Raw genomic sequence first — 20,702 nt, 5'->3', positions numbered from 1 at the left:
TTTACAATTTAACAAGCTGTATATTTGCCATTAAAAACAATGAGTTAGAAATAAATTAAAGTTGGCACAGTAAATGCTTTTCTTATTATAAGAAATTATCGAACAGTGGTTCCTGTTAAATCGTGTTGAACCACACTCTGTTTAAACCTAGGAGATGGTAAAATGGCATTAACAGTAAATACTAATGTGTCGTCACTAAACGCACAACGTAACTTAACTAAATCAGGTGAAGGCTTAGCAACTTCGATGGAGCGTTTATCATCAGGTATGCGTATCAATAGCGCAAAAGATGATGCCGCAGGTCTACAAATTTCAAACAGATTAACATCGCAAATAAATGGCCTAGCAGTTGCTCAACGAAATGCTAATGATGGTATTTCAATGGCGCAAACAGCTGAAGGTGCAATGAGTGAATCAACAAGTATTTTACAAAGAATGCGTGAACTTGCACTTCAATCAGCAAACGGATCTAATTCACCAGAAGATCGTGAAGCGCTGCAAAAAGAAGTATCAGCTTTACAGGTTGAATTGACACGTATAGCCGATACCACCTCATTTGGTGGACAACAATTATTAGATGGCAGCTACGGTAGCAAAACATTTCAGGTTGGCGCTAACGCTAACGAAACAATAAATGTATCACTTTCAAGTGTGGCAGCAGAAAAAATCGGTGCAAATCAAACTAACCTGCAATCTGCAACTACTGTCGATGGTTTTGGTCAAGTAAATGAAACGGGCACCGGTACGCTTGCTGCAAGTACAATAGCATATGGTAATTTAGCAATCTCTGGAAGAGAAGACTCTACTGTAGCTATTCCAGCTGGCGCTAGTGCTGAAGAGGCTGCTGATTTAATAAATCAGGTAACAGGTGCTACAGGTGTTTCAGCACAAGCCAGAACAGAAGCGCGTTTAGATATTACGGGCACACAAACGACAGCAGGTGAGTCTGTCAGTTTTGAGTTGAACGGCGAAAAAGTGTCATTTGTAGCAACAGGAACTGCAACAGGTGACGAACAAGCAATGGCTGAAGCTATTAACAGTAGAACAGATGAGCATGGTGTTACAGCAACTATTGATAATGGTGTGCTGTCTGTTTCAGATAATAGTGGTGCAGATATTGAAATTGTTGGTTTTACTGGCGGCACGGGTTCTACCTTAGGTATTATCCCCCAAGGCTATGATGGCACAGATGGTGATACAGTTACTATTGCAACAGGCGGAACTGACTCAGGCAGAATAGCTGGAGCTATCCAATTAAATTCATCAGATACCTTTAGCACAACAGGTACTACTTTTGTTGATGCTGTTAATACTAAAGTAACAAGTGCTTTAGAAAATGCAGCGGATATTGATATTACCAGCCAAAAAGGGTCGCAGGATGCATTATCAGTAATTGATAACGCAATAGCTAATATTGACTCTCAACGTGCAGGTTTAGGTGCGGTACAAAACCGCTTTAGTCATACAATTAGTAACCTTGCTAATATTGCTGAAAATGTATCTGCATCACGCAGCCGTATTCAAGATACCGACTTCGCAGTAGAGACTGCGCATATGACTAAAAATCAAATCTTGCAACAGGCGGGCACGTCAATCTTATCGCAAGCAAACCAAGTGCCACAAGCCGCGATTAGTTTACTAGGCGGTTAATTAAACTAACAGCATTTTTTTGTATTAGAAAAGCGCAATTTATTGCGCTTTTTTTGTTTTTTATTATTTGATTTTTTATTAAACCATTTTGAATTATGCGTTTAACTTACTTTTGTACAATTTATTAAATAAAAACTAAAGGTATTTTACTTCCTGCCGTTAAGTTAATCAGTAAGGGGCTTGTACATAAATTTGTTACGGCTCTTGGTTAAATCAAAACAGTACTTTTACGAAAGTAATCAGGAGTTTTCTTATGATTTCAGTAAACACAAATGTATCTTCATTAAACGCACAACGTAACCTATCTCAATCAGGTTCTGATTTAGCGACATCAATGGAGCGTTTATCATCGGGTATGCGTATTAACAGCGCAAAAGATGATGCGGCAGGCCTACAAATTTCAAATCGTTTAACATCACAAGTAAATGGTTTAGGCGTAGCTCAAAGAAATGCAAACGATGGTATTTCAATGGCGCAAACAGCTGAAGGCGCAATGAGTGAGTCTACAAGTATTTTACAACGTATGCGTGAATTAGCTCTACAATCAGCGAATGGCTCAAACTCATCAGAAGACCGTGAAGCGCTACAAAAAGAAGTATCAGCTTTATCAACAGAGCTAACACGTATTTCAGATACGACTTCGTTTGGTGGTCAGCAATTATTGAACGGCAGCTTCGGTTCAAAATCATTCCAAATTGGTTCAAATGCAAACGAAACAATTAACGTATCATTGTCTAGTGTAGCGGCAGAAAAAATTGGGTCTAACCAAGTGGATTTACAAGGTGGTACTGCTAACGAAGGTTTTGGTACTGCTACAGCAGCTGCTGCTTCTACCGCTGCGGCAAGTACAAATGCAGGCGGTACGTATGATATTTCTGGACGTAATGACGCTAAAGTTACTATTGCTGCAGGCGCTAGCGCAGAAGATACAGCTGCTGCAATTAACAGTGTAACGAGCTCTACAGGTGTTAGTGCGCAAGCTAGAACAGAGGCCACGGTAGTTGTTGGTGGTGCTGCAACAGTTTCTGGCGAGACGGTTAGTTTTGAGCTTAACGACGAGAAGGTTTCATACGTAGCTACAGGTAATGCAGATGGCGACCAGCAAGCAATGGCTGAAGCTATTAATGGTGCAACTGATGAACATGGCGTAACAGCGAGTATTGAAAACGGTATATTATCAGTATCTAATAATACGGGTGCAGATATAACGTTAGAAGGCTATGCAACAGCAGATGCCGCTGGTGCTGCTGTAGCGAGTACATTATCAGTGACAGCTCTGTCTTATGCAGGTGTTGAAGATGATGGCGCAACGGGTACAGCTGTTCCTGTTGTACTAACAAGTGGAGTAGCAGGTACTGCGACTGATTCAACGCGAATTTCGGGCGGTATTCAATTAAACTCTCCAGAAACATTCAGTGTGAAAGCGTCTGATGATTCACTAGCTAGTGTAGTTACAGAAACAACAAGTAAGCTAAATGATGTTGCTGATGTTGATATTACAAGCCAGAAAGGCTCACAAGATGCGTNGGTCAGCAATTATTGAACGGCAGCTTCGGTTCAAAATCATTCCAAATTGGTTCAAATGCAAACGAAACAATTAACGTATCATTGTCTAGTGTAGCGGCAGAAAAAATTGGGTCTAACCAAGTTAATTTACAATCAGCAGCAGCAGATGGTTTTGGACAAGCTGCAGCTGCCACAGCAACTTTAGCTAATAGTGCTGTTGCTGGTGGTACATATGATATATCTGGACGTAATGATGCTCAAGTTACTATTGCTGCTGGTGCGAGTGCTGAAGATGCCGCTGCTGCGATTAACAGTGTAACGAGTTCTACAGGCGTTACAGCTCAAGCAAGAACTGAAGCTGGCTTATCTCTTTCTGCGCTAGCTACTGCAGATGAATCTGTAAGTTTTGAACTTAATGGCGAAAAGCTATCATTTGTTGGTACTGGCACTAAAGCTGGTGATGAGCAAGCACTAGCTGAGGCTATTAACAGTGCAACTGATGAGCATGGTGTTACAGCAACAATTGAAAATGGTGCTCTTTCTGTATCAAACAACAACGGTGCAGATATTACATTTGCGGGTTTAACCGACAGCGCTGGTACGCCATCAGTTGAACTTGATGTTACTCCAGAAGGTTATAATGGGGCTGCTGGTGCAGCCGTAACATTAAATACAGCCGCTGGTGCAACTAGAGTATCAGGTGCTGTTCAGTTGAATTCCTCAGAAACATTTAGTGCTAAAGCAAGCGATGCGTCTTTAGCCGCTGGTGTAACTGATGTAACAAGTAAGCTAAATGATGTTGCTGACGTTGATATTACAAGCCAGAAAGGCTCACAAGATGCGTTAGCAATTATCGATAACGCGATTGCAAACATCGACTCACAACGAGCGAGCTTAGGTGCGGTTCAAAACCGTTTTGACCATACAATAAGTAACTTAGCGAATATTTCTGAGAACGTGTCTGCATCACGTAGTCGAATTCAAGATACTGACTTCGCAACAGAAACCGCTGAGATGACGAAGAACCAGATATTGCAACAAGCAGGTACATCAATCTTGTCGCAAGCAAATCAGTTGCCACAAACAGCACTTAGCTTATTAGGTTAATAAGTCAAGCGTTAGCTTAATGGTTAGCTAGTACATAAAGTCAGTATTAGTTTTACAATAAAAGGAGGTGGCTTTAGCTACCTCCTTTTATGGTTCAAGGGCTAAAATTAAGCTATTGTTGGTTTAATTAAATACACATAGGAATCTGTTATGAATACAATTACTTCAAATGCAGAGGTTACAACGTTATCTAATCTAACCGCTGGAAATGACAAGCAGGTAGGACAGGTTGTTCACTCTTTAACCGAACGAGCTGTTGATGATGTAAATCAAGTGGATAAACAAAATCAACAGCAATTACAGAAAAACCAATACGATATAAACCCTACGGAAAAGCAGCCTTTAGAGCGTGAACAGTTAGAAGAGATGGCGCAACAATTGCAGGACTTTATGGGCGAAATGAACCGAAGTTTACAATTTAAAGTTGATGAAGATTCAGGCCGCGATGTAATTAAAGTTCTTGATAAAAACAGTGGTGAAGTCATTAAACAATATCCTTCTGAGGAAGTGTTAAGTTTAGTGTCTAAATTATCTGAATCGGCAGGTATTTTGATTGATCAAACGGTTTAGTGAGTAGTTCCAATCACTAATAATAAGTTAGTTTATTTTTGAGTATTTAAGAGGTGAAGTATGTCTATTTCGTTTAATGGCTTAGGCTCAGGTTTAGCCGTATCAGATATTGTTGATGCATTAGTTAATGCTGAACAAGCACCTGCTGAAGCTCGTTTAAATACTAAAGAAGCTAATTTAACAACAGATATTTCAGCTGTTGGCGCACTTAAGTCAGCGCTCGAAAAAGTGCAAACCTCAATGGAAGCTTTGGGGGATAGTGATAAATACCAGCAGCGTAGTACATCAGGTACTGATGACTTTATCTCTATTAGCGCAGATGAAAACGCGCAGCCTGGAAGCTATAACGTAAAAGTAGACGCATTAGCACAAGCTCATAAGTTATCTTCCCCTGCGTTTGCTGCAGACGAGGCTATAGGTGCGGGTGTAATCACGATAGGCTCTGGCACAAATAGTTTTTCTACGGTTTTATCGGCTACAAACACGTTAGAAGATTTACGAGACCAAATTAATAACGGCCCTTTTACTGGCAATGATAGTAATGATTCAGTTGTGGCCACTATAGTCACGAGTGATACAGGTCAGCATTTAGTACTTACAAGTAAAGAAACCGGTGAAGACAACGCAATTACAATTTCCGTACAAGACGATGACGGTAATAATACTGATACTGGCGGATTATCTCGATTAGCTTATGACGTATCAGATGCAGATCCAGCTAACCATACTACTAATCTAACTGAAGTAAACGCTGCACAAAATGCACAGATAACAATTGATGGTGCGTTGACTGTATCAAGTAATACTAATGAGTTTAGCAATGTTATTGATGGTGTTGACATTAATGTTAAGAAACTGCATGACATCGATGACGACATAAGCGACATATCAGTTACTGAGAACAATAATAATATTAAAACAGGTTTAAATAGTTTTATCAGTAGTTACAACGAGTTGTTAGAGCTTAGTAACACCTTAGGTGCGTCAGGTGAAGATGGCGTTGGCGTAATGGCTGGGGACTCATTATTACGTGGTGTAATGTCTAAACTGCGAGATACAATAACAGATTCAGTAAATGTAGGAGGGAGTTCGTTATCACTTTCACAATTAGGAGTAACAACTGACCGGTATGGTGTGCTTAGCTTGGATAGTGACACATTGAATGATCAAATTAAATCCGATGTTAGTTTAGTACAGCAATTTTTTGTTGGTAGTAATGATGATGGCTTTGCACAGTCGTTTGATGATTTAGTTAGTTTTTATACAGATTCTGACGGTATTATCCAAAACAGAATTGATAGTAAAACAAATCAGTTAGATGATTTAGATGATCAAAGAGAAAGTTTAACAAGTAAAATGGAGTCGTTATCAGCTCGTTTATATTCTCAATATAATGCGATGGATTTATTGGTGGCGAGCCTTAATAACACCAGCAGCTATGTCCAAGCTCAATTAGAGAACATGCCAGGCGTAGTTAGGCAATCAAATTAATAGCTGAGTAAGAATATTATAGATTTAATAAAAAACCGCTAAGTTTAAACTTAGCGGTTTTTTTTTGTGTATTGCTCTTTGATTCAAATAGTAAGATATAGCCATGTATTTAGTTTGAATAAAGGTAGTTTATTAAACCTATTCACTAGATGGCTTTATAAGCTTTTATCGCCTTTCCTGACTTTTTATGTTTAATAATAGCTTTAGAAGATTCGTTTTTTGCACCATTCGCTGTTACTAAAATAGTGTTGATACGAAGCTGAATTAATTCTAATTGCTCTGCACTTGGGCCGCCGCTGCTTTCGCACCATTGCTTTAGTTTAGTATTTAAAGTGTCTAAAAGAGGCTGAGCTTCGTCTGCATTATTATCATTTACCAACACTTCAATGTTACTAAGTAATGCTTGTATCTGCTCAGCATGGCTTATTGGTGTTTGCGAATCCATAATTAAAATTAAACCGCAGGGTTGCGTTGATCTAGTGGGATATTATCCCAACCTTCTTTAATTTCTTTAACTATACTTGATACTTCAGTAATTGCTTCAATATCGTTATGTAGGTTAGCTTGCGTTAAGCGACGTTGGCAGTAATCGTAAAGTGCCAATAAATTGTTAGAAATACTAGGGTCTTGTTCTACTTCTAAATTAAGTGCATCTTGCAGTGCACCAAATAACAAAATACATGCTGAAATATTTTCACCTTTTTTTGCTATTTCTTTGCGCTCAATAAAGCCCTTTGTTGCAGCTAAACGACCAATAATATTACTGAATATAAGGTTTATTTGTTCGTAAGGTGCCATTTCGGCAATGCTGCTAGCACGAACTTGACTGTATTTTTTTACTGAGACATGAGCCATGGGAAAATCCTAAAATTTAAAACGATAAAATTATGTGAAAGCTAATATAAAAACTTATATAAAAATCTAATAAAGCTTTTATACTTTTATAAAAACAAAGCAATATTAATGCCAAGCATTTTCACTTATCTATATATCGGCATTTGTAACTTCAACTTAAATTTATAATTGAGTTTATTTACTAACAATAGCATTTTTATTGCCGAGTAAATTAATTTTTAGGGCTAAGTTACAGTTAAGTAATAGCTAGGTAATGGCTAAGTAATAACTAAGTTAAAACTATAACCCATACTTAATGATTAACTATTAAGTATGATTGACTTAACTAACCCGTCTGTTTTTTGGCGTTTATGTCAAAAAACTGCCGCTATCACTTGCATCCATGCTGAACTGGCTTACAATTTAACTAATTATACAAATTAGTGAAAGTACGGCTCGCTAAATATGATCTTGATTTTAGATAATAATAACAACCGCGCAATAGGATTAAATGCTTCACTTGGCTTTATTGGTGAAGCTGCTGAACTATTAAGCGAAGACTGCTTTGAACAAGAATGCAAAAAATATCAGCAGCAAGAATGCATGATTATTTTAGGAGCGTTGCAATCACTTGACCACGAAAGCTTAATTAAACGCTATCCAACATTACCGTTTTTATTAATTGGCGAAACGCTAAAACCACTATTAAGTATAGCTAATGTGGTGGGGCTTATTTGCGAGCCATTTAATCACGAAGTGACAACTCAGTTACTTCACGATTGCCAGCAGTATCAGCGTATGCTGCCAAACGAGCATAAGCATACTAAACCACATAAAATTTTTGATGGACTTGTTGGTGAAACAGAGGCCGTAAAAGATGTTCGCTTTTTAATTGAACAAGTGGCAAAAACCGACGCTAATGTTTTAATTTTAGGCGAATCAGGCACAGGCAAAGAAGTGGTTGCCCGTAATGTACACTTGCTTTCAAAGCGTATTAATGGACCGTTTGTACCAGTTAACTGTGGTGCTATACCGGCTGAGCTGCTCGAAAGTGAACTATTTGGCCACGAAAAAGGCGCGTTCACTGGTGCTATATCGGCTCGTAAAGGGCGGTTTGAACTAGCTCAAGGTGGAACGCTATTTTTAGATGAAATAGGCGATATGCCACTGCAAATGCAAGTTAAGTTGCTGCGAGTATTGCAAGAACGCAGCTACGAGCGTGTTGGTGGTACAAAGGCCATTCAGGCTGATGTACGCGTTATTGCGGCCACGCATCGTAATCTTGAAACAATGATTGAAGAGGGCAGTTTTAGGGAAGATTTATATTACCGCTTAAATGTATTTCCTATCGAAAACCCATCGCTGAGTGAACGTGCTGATGATATACCGCTGCTTTTAAAGGAGTTAATGCGCCGAGTTAACGACCAAACAGGTTCTACCGCTAAGTTTACCGAGCGCGCAGTTGAGAGCTTAAAAGAACATGCTTGGCCTGGTAATATTCGTGAGCTTGCTAACTTAGTGGAACGAATGGTTATTATGTTTCCTGAGAAAGTGGTTGATATTCCCGATTTACCTAATAAATATCGTTACATTGAAGTTGAAGCCTACGAGCCTGAATACCCTGAAGAGTTAATGGAAAAAGACGCCTTTAACGATATATTTAGCACCGGTTTTAGCGATTACGAAACTGAGCCAGATGCTGAGTTTAGCCAAACGGGTAGTGGGCTGTTGCCTGATGATGGCATTGAACTTAAAGATTATTTAGCCGAGCTCGAAATAAGCTTAATAACCCAAGCGTTAGAGCGCTATGATTACGTTGTGGCTCGCGCTGCAGAGATATTGGGTGTTCGCAGAACCACACTCGTTGAGAAAATGAAAAAGTATAATCTTTCAAGAGATTAAGGTTTAAAAGCAGCTGTCAGTGTTTAGTTATAAATTGGCCAAACACAGTAGATAAATAACCCCTCGTTTTGTAGGTGCGGTTTTATACCGCACTTTACTTAAAAAATATTAGCAAGAGCGCGAAGTAAATTCGCACCTACACGGTTTTTACTTTTGTTGTAGACGCTAGACTGCTCGCGTGAAAAACGAGGATAAATGAGAAACCATAGCCAACTTACGCGTTACTTCTCTATAGCGCAGCGTCTCTTAACCTCTTTGTGAACAAATTACTTTTATGGCTTTTAATCACTTACTACTAAAAGCCTCAATAATTTCTTCTTTTCTAAAACAATCATTACTGTGATCGTTAACCATACCGCAGGCCTGCATATGGGCATAAACCGTGGTTGGTCCTAAAAACTTAAAACCCCGTTTTTTTAAATCTTTCGCAAATGCAGTTGATGCCTCTGTAATTGCTGGGTAGTCCTCAACGTTATTTAAATTACTTATAATCGGTTTATTACCCACAAACTGCCATTGGTAGTTACTAAAACTTCCAAATTCTTTTTGTATTTCTATAAAGCGTTTAGCGTTGTTAACAGTTGCCGCAATTTTTAAGCGATTGCGCACAATACCCTCATTAAGCATTAGTCTCTCAATGTCATCCTGTGTGAATTGGGCTACTTTTTTTACATCAAAATTAGCAAATGCTTTTTTGTAACCGCTGCGCTTTTTTAAAATTGTGTACCAGCTTAAGCCGGCTTGCGCGGATTCAAGAGTGATAAATTCAAACAGCTTTGTATCATCATAAAGGGGGACGCCCCATTCTTCATCATGGTAAATAACGTAGTCGGGTTTAGTGGTGTCGAGCCACGGGCAACGGCACTTTATTTGCTCACTCATTATTATTCCTTTTTGCGTGCGTCATTTTTATGTCGCTCAAATTATTGATGTAACTTAATGATAAGTATGTAAATAAATTTTGGTATAAATCGTGCATTTAGACATGTATCTACATCAATTCGAGATTTGATTATGGCCCTTGCTAGCGTGCTAAAACCACAGTTTTTTTCTGCAAATCAGTATAACCCATGTTTACTTCAAGAGGAGTACATTGGTGAATTAAGCGATCTGCGCAAGCAAGCAAGTTGGCTTTCGCATTTGGTTGATACCATGCCAGCAGGCGTGGTTGTACTTGATGGCAAAGGGTTGATTGCAAAAGCGAATCAAATAGCGATTGATATGCTTGGCGAGCCACTTGAAGGCGAACGCTGGTTTAATGTTATTCAGCGCTCTTTTAGGCCACATCAAGATGATGGTCACGAAGTGTCTTTAAAAGACGGGCGCCTAATAAAACTTGATATTACTGCTTTAGCACCAGAGCCTGGGCAACTTATTTTAATGACGGATTTAACCGAAACTCGCCGTTTACAAAAACGTGTTGCACATATGCAGCGATTAAGCGCGCTGGGTAAAATGGTTGCGTCACTGGCGCATCAAGTCCGTACGCCGCTCTCAGCCGCTATGCTGTACGCTGCTAATTTAGGGTCTAAGCGCTTACCCGAAGCATCTCGCGATAACTTTCAAACAAAGTTAATGTCGCGTTTAAAAGATTTAGAAACTCAAGTAAACGACATGCTGTTATTTGCTAAAAGTGGCGATCAGCAAGTTGTTGAGCAAGTTTCAATGCAGCAGCTTTTAACAGAAGTTAAAGCGGGCGCTGATGCGATGGTCGCACTTAATGAAAGTGAGCTGGATGTAAGCTTACCAGAGCCAGATATACAAATAGTCGGTAATAAAACGGCATTGGCCAGTGCTATTCAAAATCTTGTGCACAATAGTATTCAAGTTATTGGCGGCGGCGCAAAAGTAAAAATAAGTGCACAAAGAGATTTAAAAGATTTAGATATGGTTCGTATTAGTGTGAGCGACAATGGCCCAGGTGTTGATTTAAGCCAAAGCGATAAAATTTTTGAACCATTTTTTACTACAAAAAGTCAGGGCACAGGTTTAGGGCTTGCGGTAGTAAGTTCGGTAGCTAGTGCGCACCAAGGCCGTGTTGATGTGACCAATAATACGCAGGGTGGTGCCTGCTTTAGCTTGTTACTGCCTATTAAGGCAACATCTAAATTAGAGGGATCATTATGAGTAACACTATTTTAGTTGTCGAAGATGACGCTGGGCTTCGTGAAGCCTTAATAGATACCCTTGAAATATCGGGTATTGAATGTGTTGCAGCGAGCAGTGCTGAGCAAGCAATGTTACTGCTTAAAAAAGATCAATTTTCGCTTGTTGTAAGCGACGTGCAAATGGGCGCAATGAGTGGCCTTGATTTACTACGCAGTATTAAATTAAACCACCCTGATTTACCTGTATTGATGATGACGGCGTACGCCACAATTGACGATGCGGTAGAGGCCATGCGCCTAGGTGCAATTGACTACATGGCTAAACCATTTGCACCTGAAGTGCTGTTAAATATGGTGAGTCGTTATTTGCCTGAAAAAGCAAAAGAAACCGACGGCCCCATTGTTGCCGACCCAACTAGTATTCAATTATTGGAGCTTGCAAGTAAAGTAGCACGCTCTGATGCAAGTGTAATGGTACTTGGCCCAAGTGGTTCAGGTAAGGAAGTACTCGCTCGTTATATTCATGATAAGTCGAGCCGATGTAATGAGCCATTTGTGGCGATTAACTGCGCGGCTATTCCTGAAAATATGCTCGAAGCCACTTTATTTGGTTATGAAAAAGGGGCTTTTACGGGGGCGATTCAAGCATGTCCGGGTAAGTTTGAGCAAGCACAGGGCGGGACTATTTTACTTGATGAAATTACTGAGATGGACTTAGGGCTACAAGCAAAGCTGTTACGCGTACTGCAAGAACGTGAAGTAGAGCGTTTAGGGGGTCGTAAAACAATCCAGCTCGATGTACGTATTTTGGCAACCAGTAATCGTGATTTAAAAGAAGCCGTGTCTGAAAATCAGTTTAGAGAAGATTTATATTACAGGCTTAATGTTTTTCCACTAATGTGGCGACCATTGTGCCAACGCCCTGGCGATATTATTGTATTGGCTAAGCATTTAATTGAGCGCCATATAAGTAAAAGCAAAGAGCCCATGGCATATTTAGATAAAGCTGCTGAGCAAAAGTTATTGGCTCATGCGTGGCCTGGCAATGTGCGCGAACTTGATAACGTTATACAGCGTGCACTTATATTGCGAAGTGGCGATACAATAAACGAGCATGCTATTTTTATCGAAAACTTAGTATCTAATAACTTTGTTATGGAGCCATCATTGGCACCAGCGCAAACAGTATCGCCAACAGAATTAGCTCACGCAGATAAAGGCGTTGATAAAAGCACGCTAAGCTCTGCATATTATGATGAAAAATTGCATGCCGAGGATGAGCCTAAGCAAGGTTTACTAGCGGCAGATACCGGTAGCTATAAAGATGAGCTTAAAGACAAAGAGCATCGCATTATTTTAGAAACTCTTGCGCGTTGCCAAGGCAAGCGTAAAGACGTTGCCGAAACGTTGGGCATAAGCCCACGAACTTTACGTTATAAACTAGCGCAAATGCGCGATTTAGGTATTTCACTTCCTGCATAACCTCCTATAAACCCTAAGTTTGCAGTGCAAGCTTAGGGTTGTCAAAACTCTGACTAACACAAATTAAAGTTAACCTATTGTATTTTAATGATTAATTATTTGGCATGCTTTGTGCTTTATTACTTATAAGAGTTCACTGCGTGTCAGAGATAAATTATGAAAATTCAAAACAGTGCTGTATTTCAAGAAATGCAATCAATGGCTTTAGAAGCCGGCCGTAATAATCAAATAAATAAATTGCCGACTCAAGTTCAACCTACTTCTACTTCCCAGTTTGGCGACATGCTAAGTGATGCACTAAATTCAGTGCACGGATTACAACAAGATGCCGCTCAAAAAGTAACAGCAGTTGAGATGGGTGATCGAAGTGTATCGCTTGCTGAGGCGATGATTGCTTCTCAAAAATCGTCAGTTGCTTTTGAGGCTACAGTACAGGTTCGTAATAAACTTGTTGAAGCTTATAAAGAAATCATGAACATGCCTGTTTAATTAGGTAGTGGAGAATTATTGTGGCGCAATCTAACCAATCTACAGACCTAGCACTTGCTGGTGGCGGTATTGACCAAAGTGGTGGTGATGATCAACAAGAACAAAAGTCAGGCTACTTAAGTGCTTTAAATGGTGTTGATGTATTGCGCCAAGTAACATTGGTTATAGCATTGGCTATTTGTTTAGCTATCGCGATTTTTATTATTATTTGGGCTCGTCAGCCAGATATGCGCCCGTTAGGCAAAATGCAAACTGAAGAGCTTATTCAAACGCTCGACTTTTTAGATGCGCAACAAATTGAATATCAACTAGATGGCAACGTTGTGTCGGTTGATGAAAGCGAATACCAAAATATTAAATTGTTAATGACCCGCGAAGGGTTAGAGCAAGGGCCAGCATCTGGCTCTGATATAATTATGCAAGATATGGGCTTTGGTGTAAGCCAACGCTTAGAGCGCGAACGCCTAAAACATGGCCGTGAACAGCAATTAGCACGGACCATTGAAGAGCTTAATAATATTACTCGCGCTAAAGTATTGTTAGCCATTCCTAAAGAAAACGTATTTGCCCGCAGAGAGAAAAAACCATCCGCTACAGTTGTATTAACACTCAAACGTGGACGCTCACTTGACCGTGAAGAAGTAGACTCTGTTGTTGATATGATTGCTTCGGCAGTACAGGGTTTAGAGCCTATGCGAGTTACTGTTACCGATCAAAATGGTCGATTACTAAATTCAGGTTCGCAAAGCTCATTAGCAGCACGCTCTCGTAAAGAATACGATTTAGAACGTAAGCGCGAACAAGAGTACCTTGAAAAAATAGACAGTATTTTAATACCGGTTGTTGGGCTTGCAAACTATACAGCTCAAGTTGATTTGAGTATGGACTTTAGCTCGATTGAGGAAACTCAAAAGCGTTATAACCCAGACCTACCAGCGGTTAGAAGCGAAACCACATTTGAAGAAAATAACATTGGCGGCCTAGCTGTTGGTATTCCAGGTGCGCTTACAAATCAGCCACCGTTAAACTCGAACATTCCTGAGGTTGCGGGGCAAGGTGGTGCAGGCACAGCTACATCACCAACACGCAGCCACAAAGAAGCAACGCGTAATTATGAACTCGACACTACAATTTCTCATAAGCGCCAGCAAAGTGGTGTAATACGTAGAATAAGCGTATCAGTTGCTGTTGACTACATTGCTAAAGTGGGAGAAAACGGTGAAACAACCATGACTCCACGCTCGGTAGAGGCATTGTCAAATATCCGTCGCTTACTACAAGGTGGTGTAGGTTTTGATATGCAACGTGGTGATGCACTTGAAGTAGTGACAGTGCCGTTTGTACGTGAAGAAACAAATTTAGCAATAGAAGTGCCACTGTGGGAACAAGACTGGTTTATGAAAATAGCCCGCCTTGTATTAGGCGCCTTAGTTATCATTGTATTGATAATGGCAGTAGTAAAACCAATGCTTAAACGCTTAATTTACCCAGACGATACACTAGAAGAATACGACGAAGATGCATTAAGTTCAGGCGTAGATATTGGCGACAATACACTTGATATGCTAAATAAAGACTTTGATTCTGCTTCGGTTGGTTTCTCAAGTGATGGTACACTGCAGTTACCGGATTTACATGGCGACGAAGATTTACTTAAAGCAATTCGTGCCCTTGTAGCTAACGAACCAGAACTATCATCACAAGTAGTCAAAGCGTGGTTAACAGAAGATGACTGATCAAGAACAAAAACAACTCCCGCCAGCCTTTGATGTTGATAAGCTAGATGGGGTAGATAAAGCCGCTATATTACTTTTGAGTTTATCAGAAGAAGATGCCGCGCAAATCCTTAAACACTTAGAGCCTAAACAGGTACAAAAAGTGGGTATGGCTATGGCTGGGTTACAGGACTTATCACAAGCTAAGATTAGCGCTGTACACAACTTGTTTATAGAACAAATTCAAAGCTTTAGTACCATTGGTTTTCAGTCAGAAGATTTTATTAAAAAAGCGCTTACTGCAGCACTTGGTGAAGACAAAGCCGCTAGCCTTATTGACCAAATTGTTATGGGCTCAGGCGCTAAAGGCTTGGATTCATTAAAATGGATGGACTCTAAGCAGGTAGCAAACATTATTCGTAATGAGCATCCACAAATTCAAACCATTGTATTATCGTACTTAGAGCCAGAGCAGTCAGCTGAGATTATTGCTCAGTTCCCTGAAAAAGTGCGCTTAGATTTAACCATGCGTATTGCAAACCTTGAAGAAGTTCAGCCAGCAGCACTGCAAGAGCTAAACGAAATCATGGAAAAACAATTTGCCGGCCAAGCAGGTGCACAAGCCGCTAAAATGGGTGGCTTAAAAGCTGCTGCAGATATTATGAACTACCTAGATACTAATGTAGAAGGGCAGTTAATGGACTCTATTCGTGAACATGACGAAGAGATGTCGCAGCAAATTCAAGACTTAATGTTTGTGTTTGAAAACTTAATGGATGTTGAAGACCGTGGTATTCAAGCAATCCTACGAGAAGTACAACAAGACGTATTAATGAAAGCAATTAAGGGCACCGACGATGCGCTTAAAGACAAAATACTGGGCAATATGTCTAAGCGTGCAGCCGAAATGCTTGCTGATGATTTAGAGGCTATGGCACCGGTACGTATAAGCGAAGTAGAAGCGGCGCAAAAAGAGATTTTATCAACAGCGCGTCGTTTATCTGACTCAGGTGAAATTCAGCTGGGCGGCGGCGGTGGCGAGGAGTTCCTGTAAACTATGAGCAAACTCAAAGGACGCACACTTCGGGCTGATGAAGCAGATGAATTATTAAAAAACTGGGCTATTCCAGATGTAGCACCAGATGAGAGCAGCTTTGGCAATCGCTCTACGGCTTACGGCACACCGCTTAGTGAGTTGTACAAAAAAGAATTAGCCGAAGAAATGCCTATTGATGAGCCGCAAGAACCAGAACTTCCTGCCCTTACGATGGTTGAGCTTGAACGCATTAGACAAGACGCGTACGAAGAAGGCCTTAAACAAGGTCATGAGCAAGGCTATATAGACGGTTTTGAAAAAGGCGTTGGTGAAGGTAAAGAAGCTGGCTACAAAGAAGGCTTAGAGCAAGGTAAAACACAAGGCCTTGAAGACGTAAAACCATTAATTGAAGAGCAGTTAACAAGTTTAAAAGCTATTTTAGAAGGGTTAACTGCACCGCTAGATAAAGTGGACGAACAAGCTGAAAAGCAATTAGTACAACTTGCTAGCATGTTAGCGGAAGCTGTTATTTATCAAGAAGTAAAAACATCGCCAGATGTGATTTTACATACGTTAAAGCAAAGTATTGATTCACTTAATGCGGAACAAGAAAAAGTACGAATACATTTAAATCCCGAAGATTTAGAACTCATAAAAGAGAGCTACGGCGAACAAACCATTATTGATAATAACTGGCAATTAATGGCAGAGCCCACTCTTGAGCGCGGTGGCTGTGAAGTTAAAACAGCGCAATCGTCACTCGATATGACTCTTAAAACACGTGTCAAAGAAACGTTGGATAGTTTTTTGCATAATAGTGGTATCTAACTACTTTATTGGCGTGTTATGTCAACTCAACGTGCACCTTTAAGCGAACGCTTATCTCAGTATCAACAACATATTAAAACCCCAGCGCCTGCTGTGGCCGGTATTTTAACGCGTGTTGTTGGCCTTACGCTTGAGGCTAGAGGTTTACGTGCACCCGTTGGTAGCCAATGTAAAATAGAAACCATGAACGGCTTTGTAGACGCCGAAATAGTCGGTTTTAACGATCAAACTTTGTACTTAATGCCTAACGACCACATTTCTGGTGTACTTCCTGGTGCACGTGTTATTCCCCAAGTTAATAACTTAGGTTTGCCTGTAGGGATGAGCTTATTGGGACGCGTGGTAGATGGCTTAGGTCGACCGCTAGATGGCCTTGGTAAAATTAATGCTGAGCATCATTTAAAGTTTGCGCAAAACACTATAAACCCGCTATCAAGAAGACCAATCACTAAGCCTATGGATGTAGGTGTGCGTGCTATTAACTCAGTTATCACAGTAGGGCAAGGCCAGCGTATGGGCTTGTTTGCAGGCTCTGGTGTGGGTAAATCAGTACTACTGGGTATGATGACCCGAGGTAGCGAAGCCGATGTCATTGTTGTTGGCTTAGTGGGGGAGCGTGGCCGCGAAGTAAAAGAATTTATTGAAGAAATACTTGGTGTAGAAGGGCGCAAACGTTCAGTTGTTGTCGCAGCGCCTGCTGATTCATCACCGCTTATGCGTTTAAAAGGCTGTGAGAGCGCCGTAACTATTGCAGAGTATTTTAGAGATCAGGGTTTAAACGTATTATTGTTACTCGATTCGGTAACGCGTTACGCAATGGCGCAACGTGAAATTGCACTTGCTGTAGGCGAGCCGCCCGCTACAAAAGGTTATCCGCCTTCGGTGTTTGCTAAATTGCCTGCGCTGGTGGAGCGTGCTGGTAATGGTGGTGAAGGGCAAGGCTCAATAACGGCTTTTTTTACGGTGTTAAGTGAAGGCGATGATATGCAAGACCCTATTGCTGATGCAGCGCGAGCTATATTAGATGGCCACATTGTACTTTCGCGTGATTTAGCTGACAGTGGGCACTATCCCGCTATAGATATAGAAAAGTCGATTTCGCGTGTTATGCCTCAAGTTGTTTCTGAGCCGCATATGCAACAAGCCCGAGTGCTTAAGCAAGTTTATTCAATGTATCAACAAAACAAAGATATGATTACTTTAGGTGCCTATCAAAAAGGGACCGATCAAATGCTCGACCAAGCTATAAATATGATGCCAAGAGTAAATGCATTTTTACAACAAGGTATGCGAGATGTCATTAGTTACGATGATGGCCTGCAAGGTCTTGCTCAGTTACTAGGACAAGCATAATGGCTAAAAACAAACTAGATTTATTGCTCAAAATTGAAAATGATAAAGAAGAAAATTTGCGCATGAGTTACTTACAAGCCAATCAAAACTTGCAAGCAAATCAACAAAAACTACAAGGTTTAAACAATTTTAGACTTGAATACTCTCAGCAGTTACACCTAAAAGGTAAGTCGGGTTTATCCAGCGCCGGGTTTGGGCAGTACCATGCCTTTATAGCTAAAATTGAAGAAGCAATTCGTCAACAAGCAAGTACTGTAAATACCGCTAAACAAGTAGTTACTCAACGTAAAACGCTGTGGCTTAAGCAGCAAATTAAAGCTAAAGCAGTCGCCAAATTAATCGAAAATCAAAAACTCAAAGCAAATGCGTTAATGGCAAAAAATGAGCAAAAAATGTTAGATGAATTTTCTGCTAATCAGTTTTTTCAACGTCGTAAAGCTTTGTAATTCAGGCACGTTAATTGCTTTGTTACTTAGTGGAATTTAACTTTTGGCAGTATGCGGTGGCATATTGCCGTAATGGTATTAGGTGATTTATGGCGATGAATAACATTTCGTTTTTAGCTTCTTCTGAAAAAGACTCTTTGTTAGCTTTTAAAGACAATAGCTTAGCTAATAGCGAAGAAAATTTAGGCGAGGAGTTTTTAAGCCAACTAAACGAAGCGCATAACTCTATGGAGCCTTTGCTAAAAGGCAATAAAAATCCCAATGCCGAAAACTCTATTGCCATACCTAAGCATAAACAGCCAGAAGAAAATGAAAATCTGAGCGTAAAGCTAGATGAAGTAACAACAGATGAAGTTACTTTTGTGTCTGTTGAGATGCTTGATCAAATTAATTCAGCACAAGCAATGAGCACTTCGGTCAATAAGCCGTTCGATGCAACTAACAGTTTAGAATCAGAAAATGCAGAGCTAGAAGCTACACAAGCAGAGAATACCAAAATAGAGAATACAGAAATAGAGAATACACAATTACAAAGCACACAAGTAATTGCATCCACTAATACAAGTGATGAAGTATCGGCTAAAGAAGCGAATACAGCCAGTGTAGTGCAAAATCCAATTGCCACTAATGTAGACTCTAAAACGGCTAAATTAACTGATTCAAAAAGTGATAACTTTAGCTCACCATCTTTGAATTCGTTACCATTAAATGAAGGCAAGCATCGTAAAAGTGGTGTTGCTGAAGCTATTGAAGGGCCATTAAATTCTATAAATAAAAAGCCCGATGACAGCATTGGCCCTATATTAGAAAAACCTGAAGTTGTCTCAACCTCAATGAGTTCTAGAGAGCAGCTAGGACAAAATAAGTCTGCTGATGAAAATAATATAGTTTTGCCAACACTCACCGACAAAGCGGGCGTTACTCAGTCTTCTTCAGCCGCAACTGAAGCTGATAATAATGCAGCAATAGATACGTTAATGACTAAAGATGAGAGCTTAATTAAAGCTAATGATGTTATTGCTAGTTTAACGCCTGAGCAGCGCTCACAACTTAACGCGCAAATTAAGGTATTAGAAAATACTGATTCAACCAGTAACGCAACTAGTAGCACTTCAAATCTTAAGCAAATGCTTGCGCAATTTATTACTGATAATGAAGAAGCACAGGGTAGCGTAGCTAAACACTCTTTTAGTGCAGAAATCAATTCACTTAATACAACTGAAAAACAAAGCTTATTAACGCAATTAAACGCTTATATTAAAACAGAGCAGCCTAAAGGCGAGCAATTGGCAGTGCTTAAGCAAACAGTTAATGAATTAAAAGCTTCAATTGAAATAGGACTTGCCGATACCGCTAAGACCGACTCAAAAACGTTTGTAGCGTCAGAGACTCCTAATACAGTATATAATCCACAAAAGTTAAGCTTAAAGACATCGACAAACGAAGGGGCTGATTTAAATAAAGCCGTAACAACCTCAACTAAGGGTGATGATTTATTAAAATCACTTGAAGAATTACAAAAAGATGGCCTTAAAAAAATAACTGCAGAACAAACTCCTGTACGCGTGGCACAAGTATTTACGCAAATTACAGCTGCTTTAAATACTCAGCAAACGAGCACATTAAGCCAATACGACTCATTAAGTTACGAGCAGAGCTTACTTGATACCCAAATAATACAAACTCAACAATTACAAAGTACATCGCAAGTTAAGCAAGTAAGTATTGATCCTGGTGTAATGCAGGCAATTAATATTGTTAAAAGTGATGCAGCTAAATTACTGCAAGAGCGCGTTAGCTCAATGCTGAGCATTAATAACAAAGAAGCAGAAATTCGCCTAGATCCTCCCGAAATGGGCAGTATGCAAATACGTATTCGTAGCGATGCAGAACAAGCACATATAAACTTTGTAGTACAAAACCAGCAAGCCAAAGAAGCACTTGAACAATCAATGCCGCGCTTACGTGAAATGTTAGCGCAACAAGGGTTAGAGCTTGGTGAAAGCACTATTTCTTATGGGCAATCAGGTGGTGAAACTGCTGAGCAAAGTGAGAGTGGAACCCAAGGTGATTTGGCTAATAATAAGTCAGTTAATGATGAAAACGATGAGCAAGCAAATAACACTGCACAAAGTTCTCGACAACAAACTTCATCATCAATAGATTACTATGCCTAAGTGCTGCT

18 protein-coding genes are annotated in these 20,702 nt (G+C 40.0%); 15 read left to right on the top strand and 3 right to left on the bottom strand.

Features of this window, described 5'->3' with window-relative positions; all coding sequences use genetic code 11:
• Nucleotides 1-162 precede the first annotated feature (162 nt).
• The 5 genes from I6F45_RS09965 to fliD all read left to right on the top strand — a co-directional run bounded on the left by I6F45_RS09965 (nt 163) and on the right by fliD (nt 6,324).
• The gene (locus I6F45_RS09965; protein ID WP_165740352.1) at nt 163-1,650 is read left to right on the top strand and encodes a flagellin; all 1,488 of its coding nucleotides are present in this window, start codon (nt 163-165) and stop codon (nt 1,648-1,650) included.
• Nucleotides 1,651-1,903: 253 nt separating this feature from the next.
• The gene (locus I6F45_RS21530) at nt 1,904-3,193 is read left to right on the top strand and encodes a flagellin N-terminal helical domain-containing protein (protein WP_197160375.1); all 1,290 of its coding nucleotides are present in this window, start codon (nt 1,904-1,906) and stop codon (nt 3,191-3,193) included.
• A complete protein-coding gene (locus tag I6F45_RS21525; RefSeq protein WP_197160373.1) occupies nt 3,190-4,263 on the top strand; it encodes a flagellin in 1,074 nt (357 codons plus the stop codon). The genes I6F45_RS21530 and I6F45_RS21525 overlap by 4 nt, the downstream gene beginning before the upstream one ends.
• 150 nt (nt 4,264-4,413) lie before the next feature.
• Nucleotides 4,414-4,833 carry a flagellar protein FlaG gene (locus I6F45_RS09950; protein WP_165741901.1) on the top strand — a complete coding sequence of 140 codons (420 nt, stop codon included), beginning with the start codon at nt 4,414-4,416 and terminating at the stop codon, nt 4,831-4,833.
• A gap of 60 nt (nt 4,834-4,893) precedes the next feature.
• Entirely contained in the window at nt 4,894-6,324 is a 1,431-nt protein-coding gene (gene fliD / locus I6F45_RS09945) for a flagellar filament capping protein FliD (protein ID WP_165741903.1), read from the top strand.
• Nucleotides 6,325-6,469: 145 nt separating this feature from the next.
• Here fliD and I6F45_RS09940 read toward each other — a convergent pair whose 3' ends face one another.
• On the bottom strand, nt 6,470-6,769 hold the full coding sequence (locus tag I6F45_RS09940; RefSeq protein ID WP_165742327.1) for a hypothetical protein: 300 nt from the start codon (nt 6,767-6,769) through the stop codon (nt 6,470-6,472).
• A gap of 8 nt (nt 6,770-6,777) precedes the next feature.
• Nucleotides 6,778-7,179 carry a flagellar export chaperone FliS gene (gene fliS, locus I6F45_RS09935; RefSeq protein ID WP_101162758.1) on the bottom strand — a complete coding sequence of 134 codons (402 nt, stop codon included), beginning with the start codon at nt 7,177-7,179 and terminating at the stop codon, nt 6,778-6,780.
• 444 nt (nt 7,180-7,623) lie between these two features.
• Between fliS and I6F45_RS09930 the strand changes: the two genes are divergently transcribed.
• Complete coding sequence (locus I6F45_RS09930; protein WP_165728693.1) at nt 7,624-9,060, top strand: sigma-54 dependent transcriptional regulator; 1,437 nt, start codon at nt 7,624-7,626, stop codon at nt 9,058-9,060.
• Between the two features lie 285 nt (nt 9,061-9,345).
• On the opposite strand, the gene I6F45_RS09925 is transcribed toward I6F45_RS09930, so the two are convergent.
• Nucleotides 9,346-9,942, bottom strand: a complete 597-nt coding sequence (locus I6F45_RS09925) for a DNA-3-methyladenine glycosylase I (protein ID WP_165740417.1) — start codon at nt 9,940-9,942, stop codon at nt 9,346-9,348.
• A gap of 132 nt (nt 9,943-10,074) precedes the next feature.
• Between I6F45_RS09925 and I6F45_RS09920 the strand changes: the two genes are divergently transcribed.
• From I6F45_RS09920 to I6F45_RS09880, 9 genes are all read left to right on the top strand, one after another.
• Nucleotides 10,075-11,187 carry a sensor histidine kinase gene (locus I6F45_RS09920; protein WP_007581877.1) on the top strand — a complete coding sequence of 371 codons (1,113 nt, stop codon included), beginning with the start codon at nt 10,075-10,077 and terminating at the stop codon, nt 11,185-11,187.
• Entirely contained in the window at nt 11,184-12,650 is a 1,467-nt protein-coding gene (locus I6F45_RS09915; RefSeq protein ID WP_197160371.1) for a sigma-54-dependent transcriptional regulator, read from the top strand. The genes I6F45_RS09920 and I6F45_RS09915 overlap by 4 nt, the downstream gene beginning before the upstream one ends.
• Before the next feature lie 156 nt (nt 12,651-12,806).
• Entirely contained in the window at nt 12,807-13,139 is a 333-nt protein-coding gene (gene fliE / locus I6F45_RS09910; protein WP_007581879.1) for a flagellar hook-basal body complex protein FliE, read from the top strand.
• Nucleotides 13,140-13,159: 20 nt separating this feature from the next.
• Nucleotides 13,160-14,875, top strand: coding sequence for a flagellar basal-body MS-ring/collar protein FliF (fliF, locus tag I6F45_RS09905; protein ID WP_007581880.1), 1,716 nt, complete (start codon nt 13,160-13,162; stop codon nt 14,873-14,875).
• The gene (gene fliG, locus I6F45_RS09900) at nt 14,868-15,908 is read left to right on the top strand and encodes a flagellar motor switch protein FliG (protein WP_007581881.1); all 1,041 of its coding nucleotides are present in this window, start codon (nt 14,868-14,870) and stop codon (nt 15,906-15,908) included. Before fliF ends, fliG begins: the two co-directional genes overlap by 8 nt.
• A gap of 3 nt (nt 15,909-15,911) precedes the next feature.
• Entirely contained in the window at nt 15,912-16,718 is an 807-nt protein-coding gene (fliH, locus tag I6F45_RS09895; RefSeq protein ID WP_024589950.1) for a flagellar assembly protein FliH, read from the top strand.
• A gap of 18 nt (nt 16,719-16,736) precedes the next feature.
• Complete coding sequence (gene fliI / locus I6F45_RS09890; RefSeq protein WP_002959338.1) at nt 16,737-18,071, top strand: flagellar protein export ATPase FliI; 1,335 nt, start codon at nt 16,737-16,739, stop codon at nt 18,069-18,071.
• The gene (gene fliJ / locus I6F45_RS09885; RefSeq protein WP_002959337.1) at nt 18,071-18,517 is read left to right on the top strand and encodes a flagellar export protein FliJ; all 447 of its coding nucleotides are present in this window, start codon (nt 18,071-18,073) and stop codon (nt 18,515-18,517) included. Before fliI ends, fliJ begins: the two co-directional genes overlap by 1 nt.
• A gap of 89 nt (nt 18,518-18,606) precedes the next feature.
• Nucleotides 18,607-20,694: a flagellar hook-length control protein FliK gene (locus I6F45_RS09880; protein ID WP_197160369.1), complete on the top strand. Its 2,088-nt coding sequence runs from the start codon at nt 18,607-18,609 to the stop codon at nt 20,692-20,694.
• Nucleotides 20,695-20,702: the final 8 nt, after the last annotated feature.

It is taken from the genome of Pseudoalteromonas sp. SWYJZ19 (assembly GCF_015864375.1).
In the GTDB taxonomy this organism is placed as follows: domain Bacteria; phylum Pseudomonadota; class Gammaproteobacteria; order Enterobacterales; family Alteromonadaceae; genus Pseudoalteromonas; species Pseudoalteromonas arctica.
Note: the sequence above shows the minus strand (reverse complement) of the source record. Positions and strands in the feature narration are given on the sequence as shown.

Bases quoted from the DNA above. Each gene is read 5' to 3' on its own strand.
- I6F45_RS09965 (WP_165740352.1), top strand. From the start codon at position 163: ATGGCATTAACAGTAAATACTAATGTGTCGTCACTAAACGCACAACGT.
- I6F45_RS09950 (WP_165741901.1), top strand. From the start codon at position 4,414: ATGAATACAATTACTTCAAATGCAGAGGTTACAACGTTATCTAATCTA.
- fliD (WP_165741903.1), top strand. From the start codon at position 4,894: ATGTCTATTTCGTTTAATGGCTTAGGCTCAGGTTTAGCCGTATCAGAT.
- I6F45_RS09940 (WP_165742327.1), bottom strand. From the start codon at position 6,769: ATGGATTCGCAAACACCAATAAGCCATGCTGAGCAGATACAAGCATTA.
- fliS (WP_101162758.1), bottom strand. From the start codon at position 7,179: ATGGCTCATGTCTCAGTAAAAAAATACAGTCAAGTTCGTGCTAGCAGC.
- I6F45_RS09930 (WP_165728693.1), top strand. From the start codon at position 7,624: ATGATCTTGATTTTAGATAATAATAACAACCGCGCAATAGGATTAAAT.
- I6F45_RS09925 (WP_165740417.1), bottom strand. From the start codon at position 9,942: ATGAGTGAGCAAATAAAGTGCCGTTGCCCGTGGCTCGACACCACTAAA.
- I6F45_RS09920 (WP_007581877.1), top strand. From the start codon at position 10,075: ATGGCCCTTGCTAGCGTGCTAAAACCACAGTTTTTTTCTGCAAATCAG.
- I6F45_RS09915 (WP_197160371.1), top strand. From the start codon at position 11,184: ATGAGTAACACTATTTTAGTTGTCGAAGATGACGCTGGGCTTCGTGAA.
- fliE (WP_007581879.1), top strand. From the start codon at position 12,807: ATGAAAATTCAAAACAGTGCTGTATTTCAAGAAATGCAATCAATGGCT.
- fliG (WP_007581881.1), top strand. From the start codon at position 14,868: ATGACTGATCAAGAACAAAAACAACTCCCGCCAGCCTTTGATGTTGAT.
- fliH (WP_024589950.1), top strand. From the start codon at position 15,912: ATGAGCAAACTCAAAGGACGCACACTTCGGGCTGATGAAGCAGATGAA.
- fliI (WP_002959338.1), top strand. From the start codon at position 16,737: ATGTCAACTCAACGTGCACCTTTAAGCGAACGCTTATCTCAGTATCAA.
- fliJ (WP_002959337.1), top strand. From the start codon at position 18,071: ATGGCTAAAAACAAACTAGATTTATTGCTCAAAATTGAAAATGATAAA.
- I6F45_RS09880 (WP_197160369.1), top strand. From the start codon at position 18,607: ATGGCGATGAATAACATTTCGTTTTTAGCTTCTTCTGAAAAAGACTCT.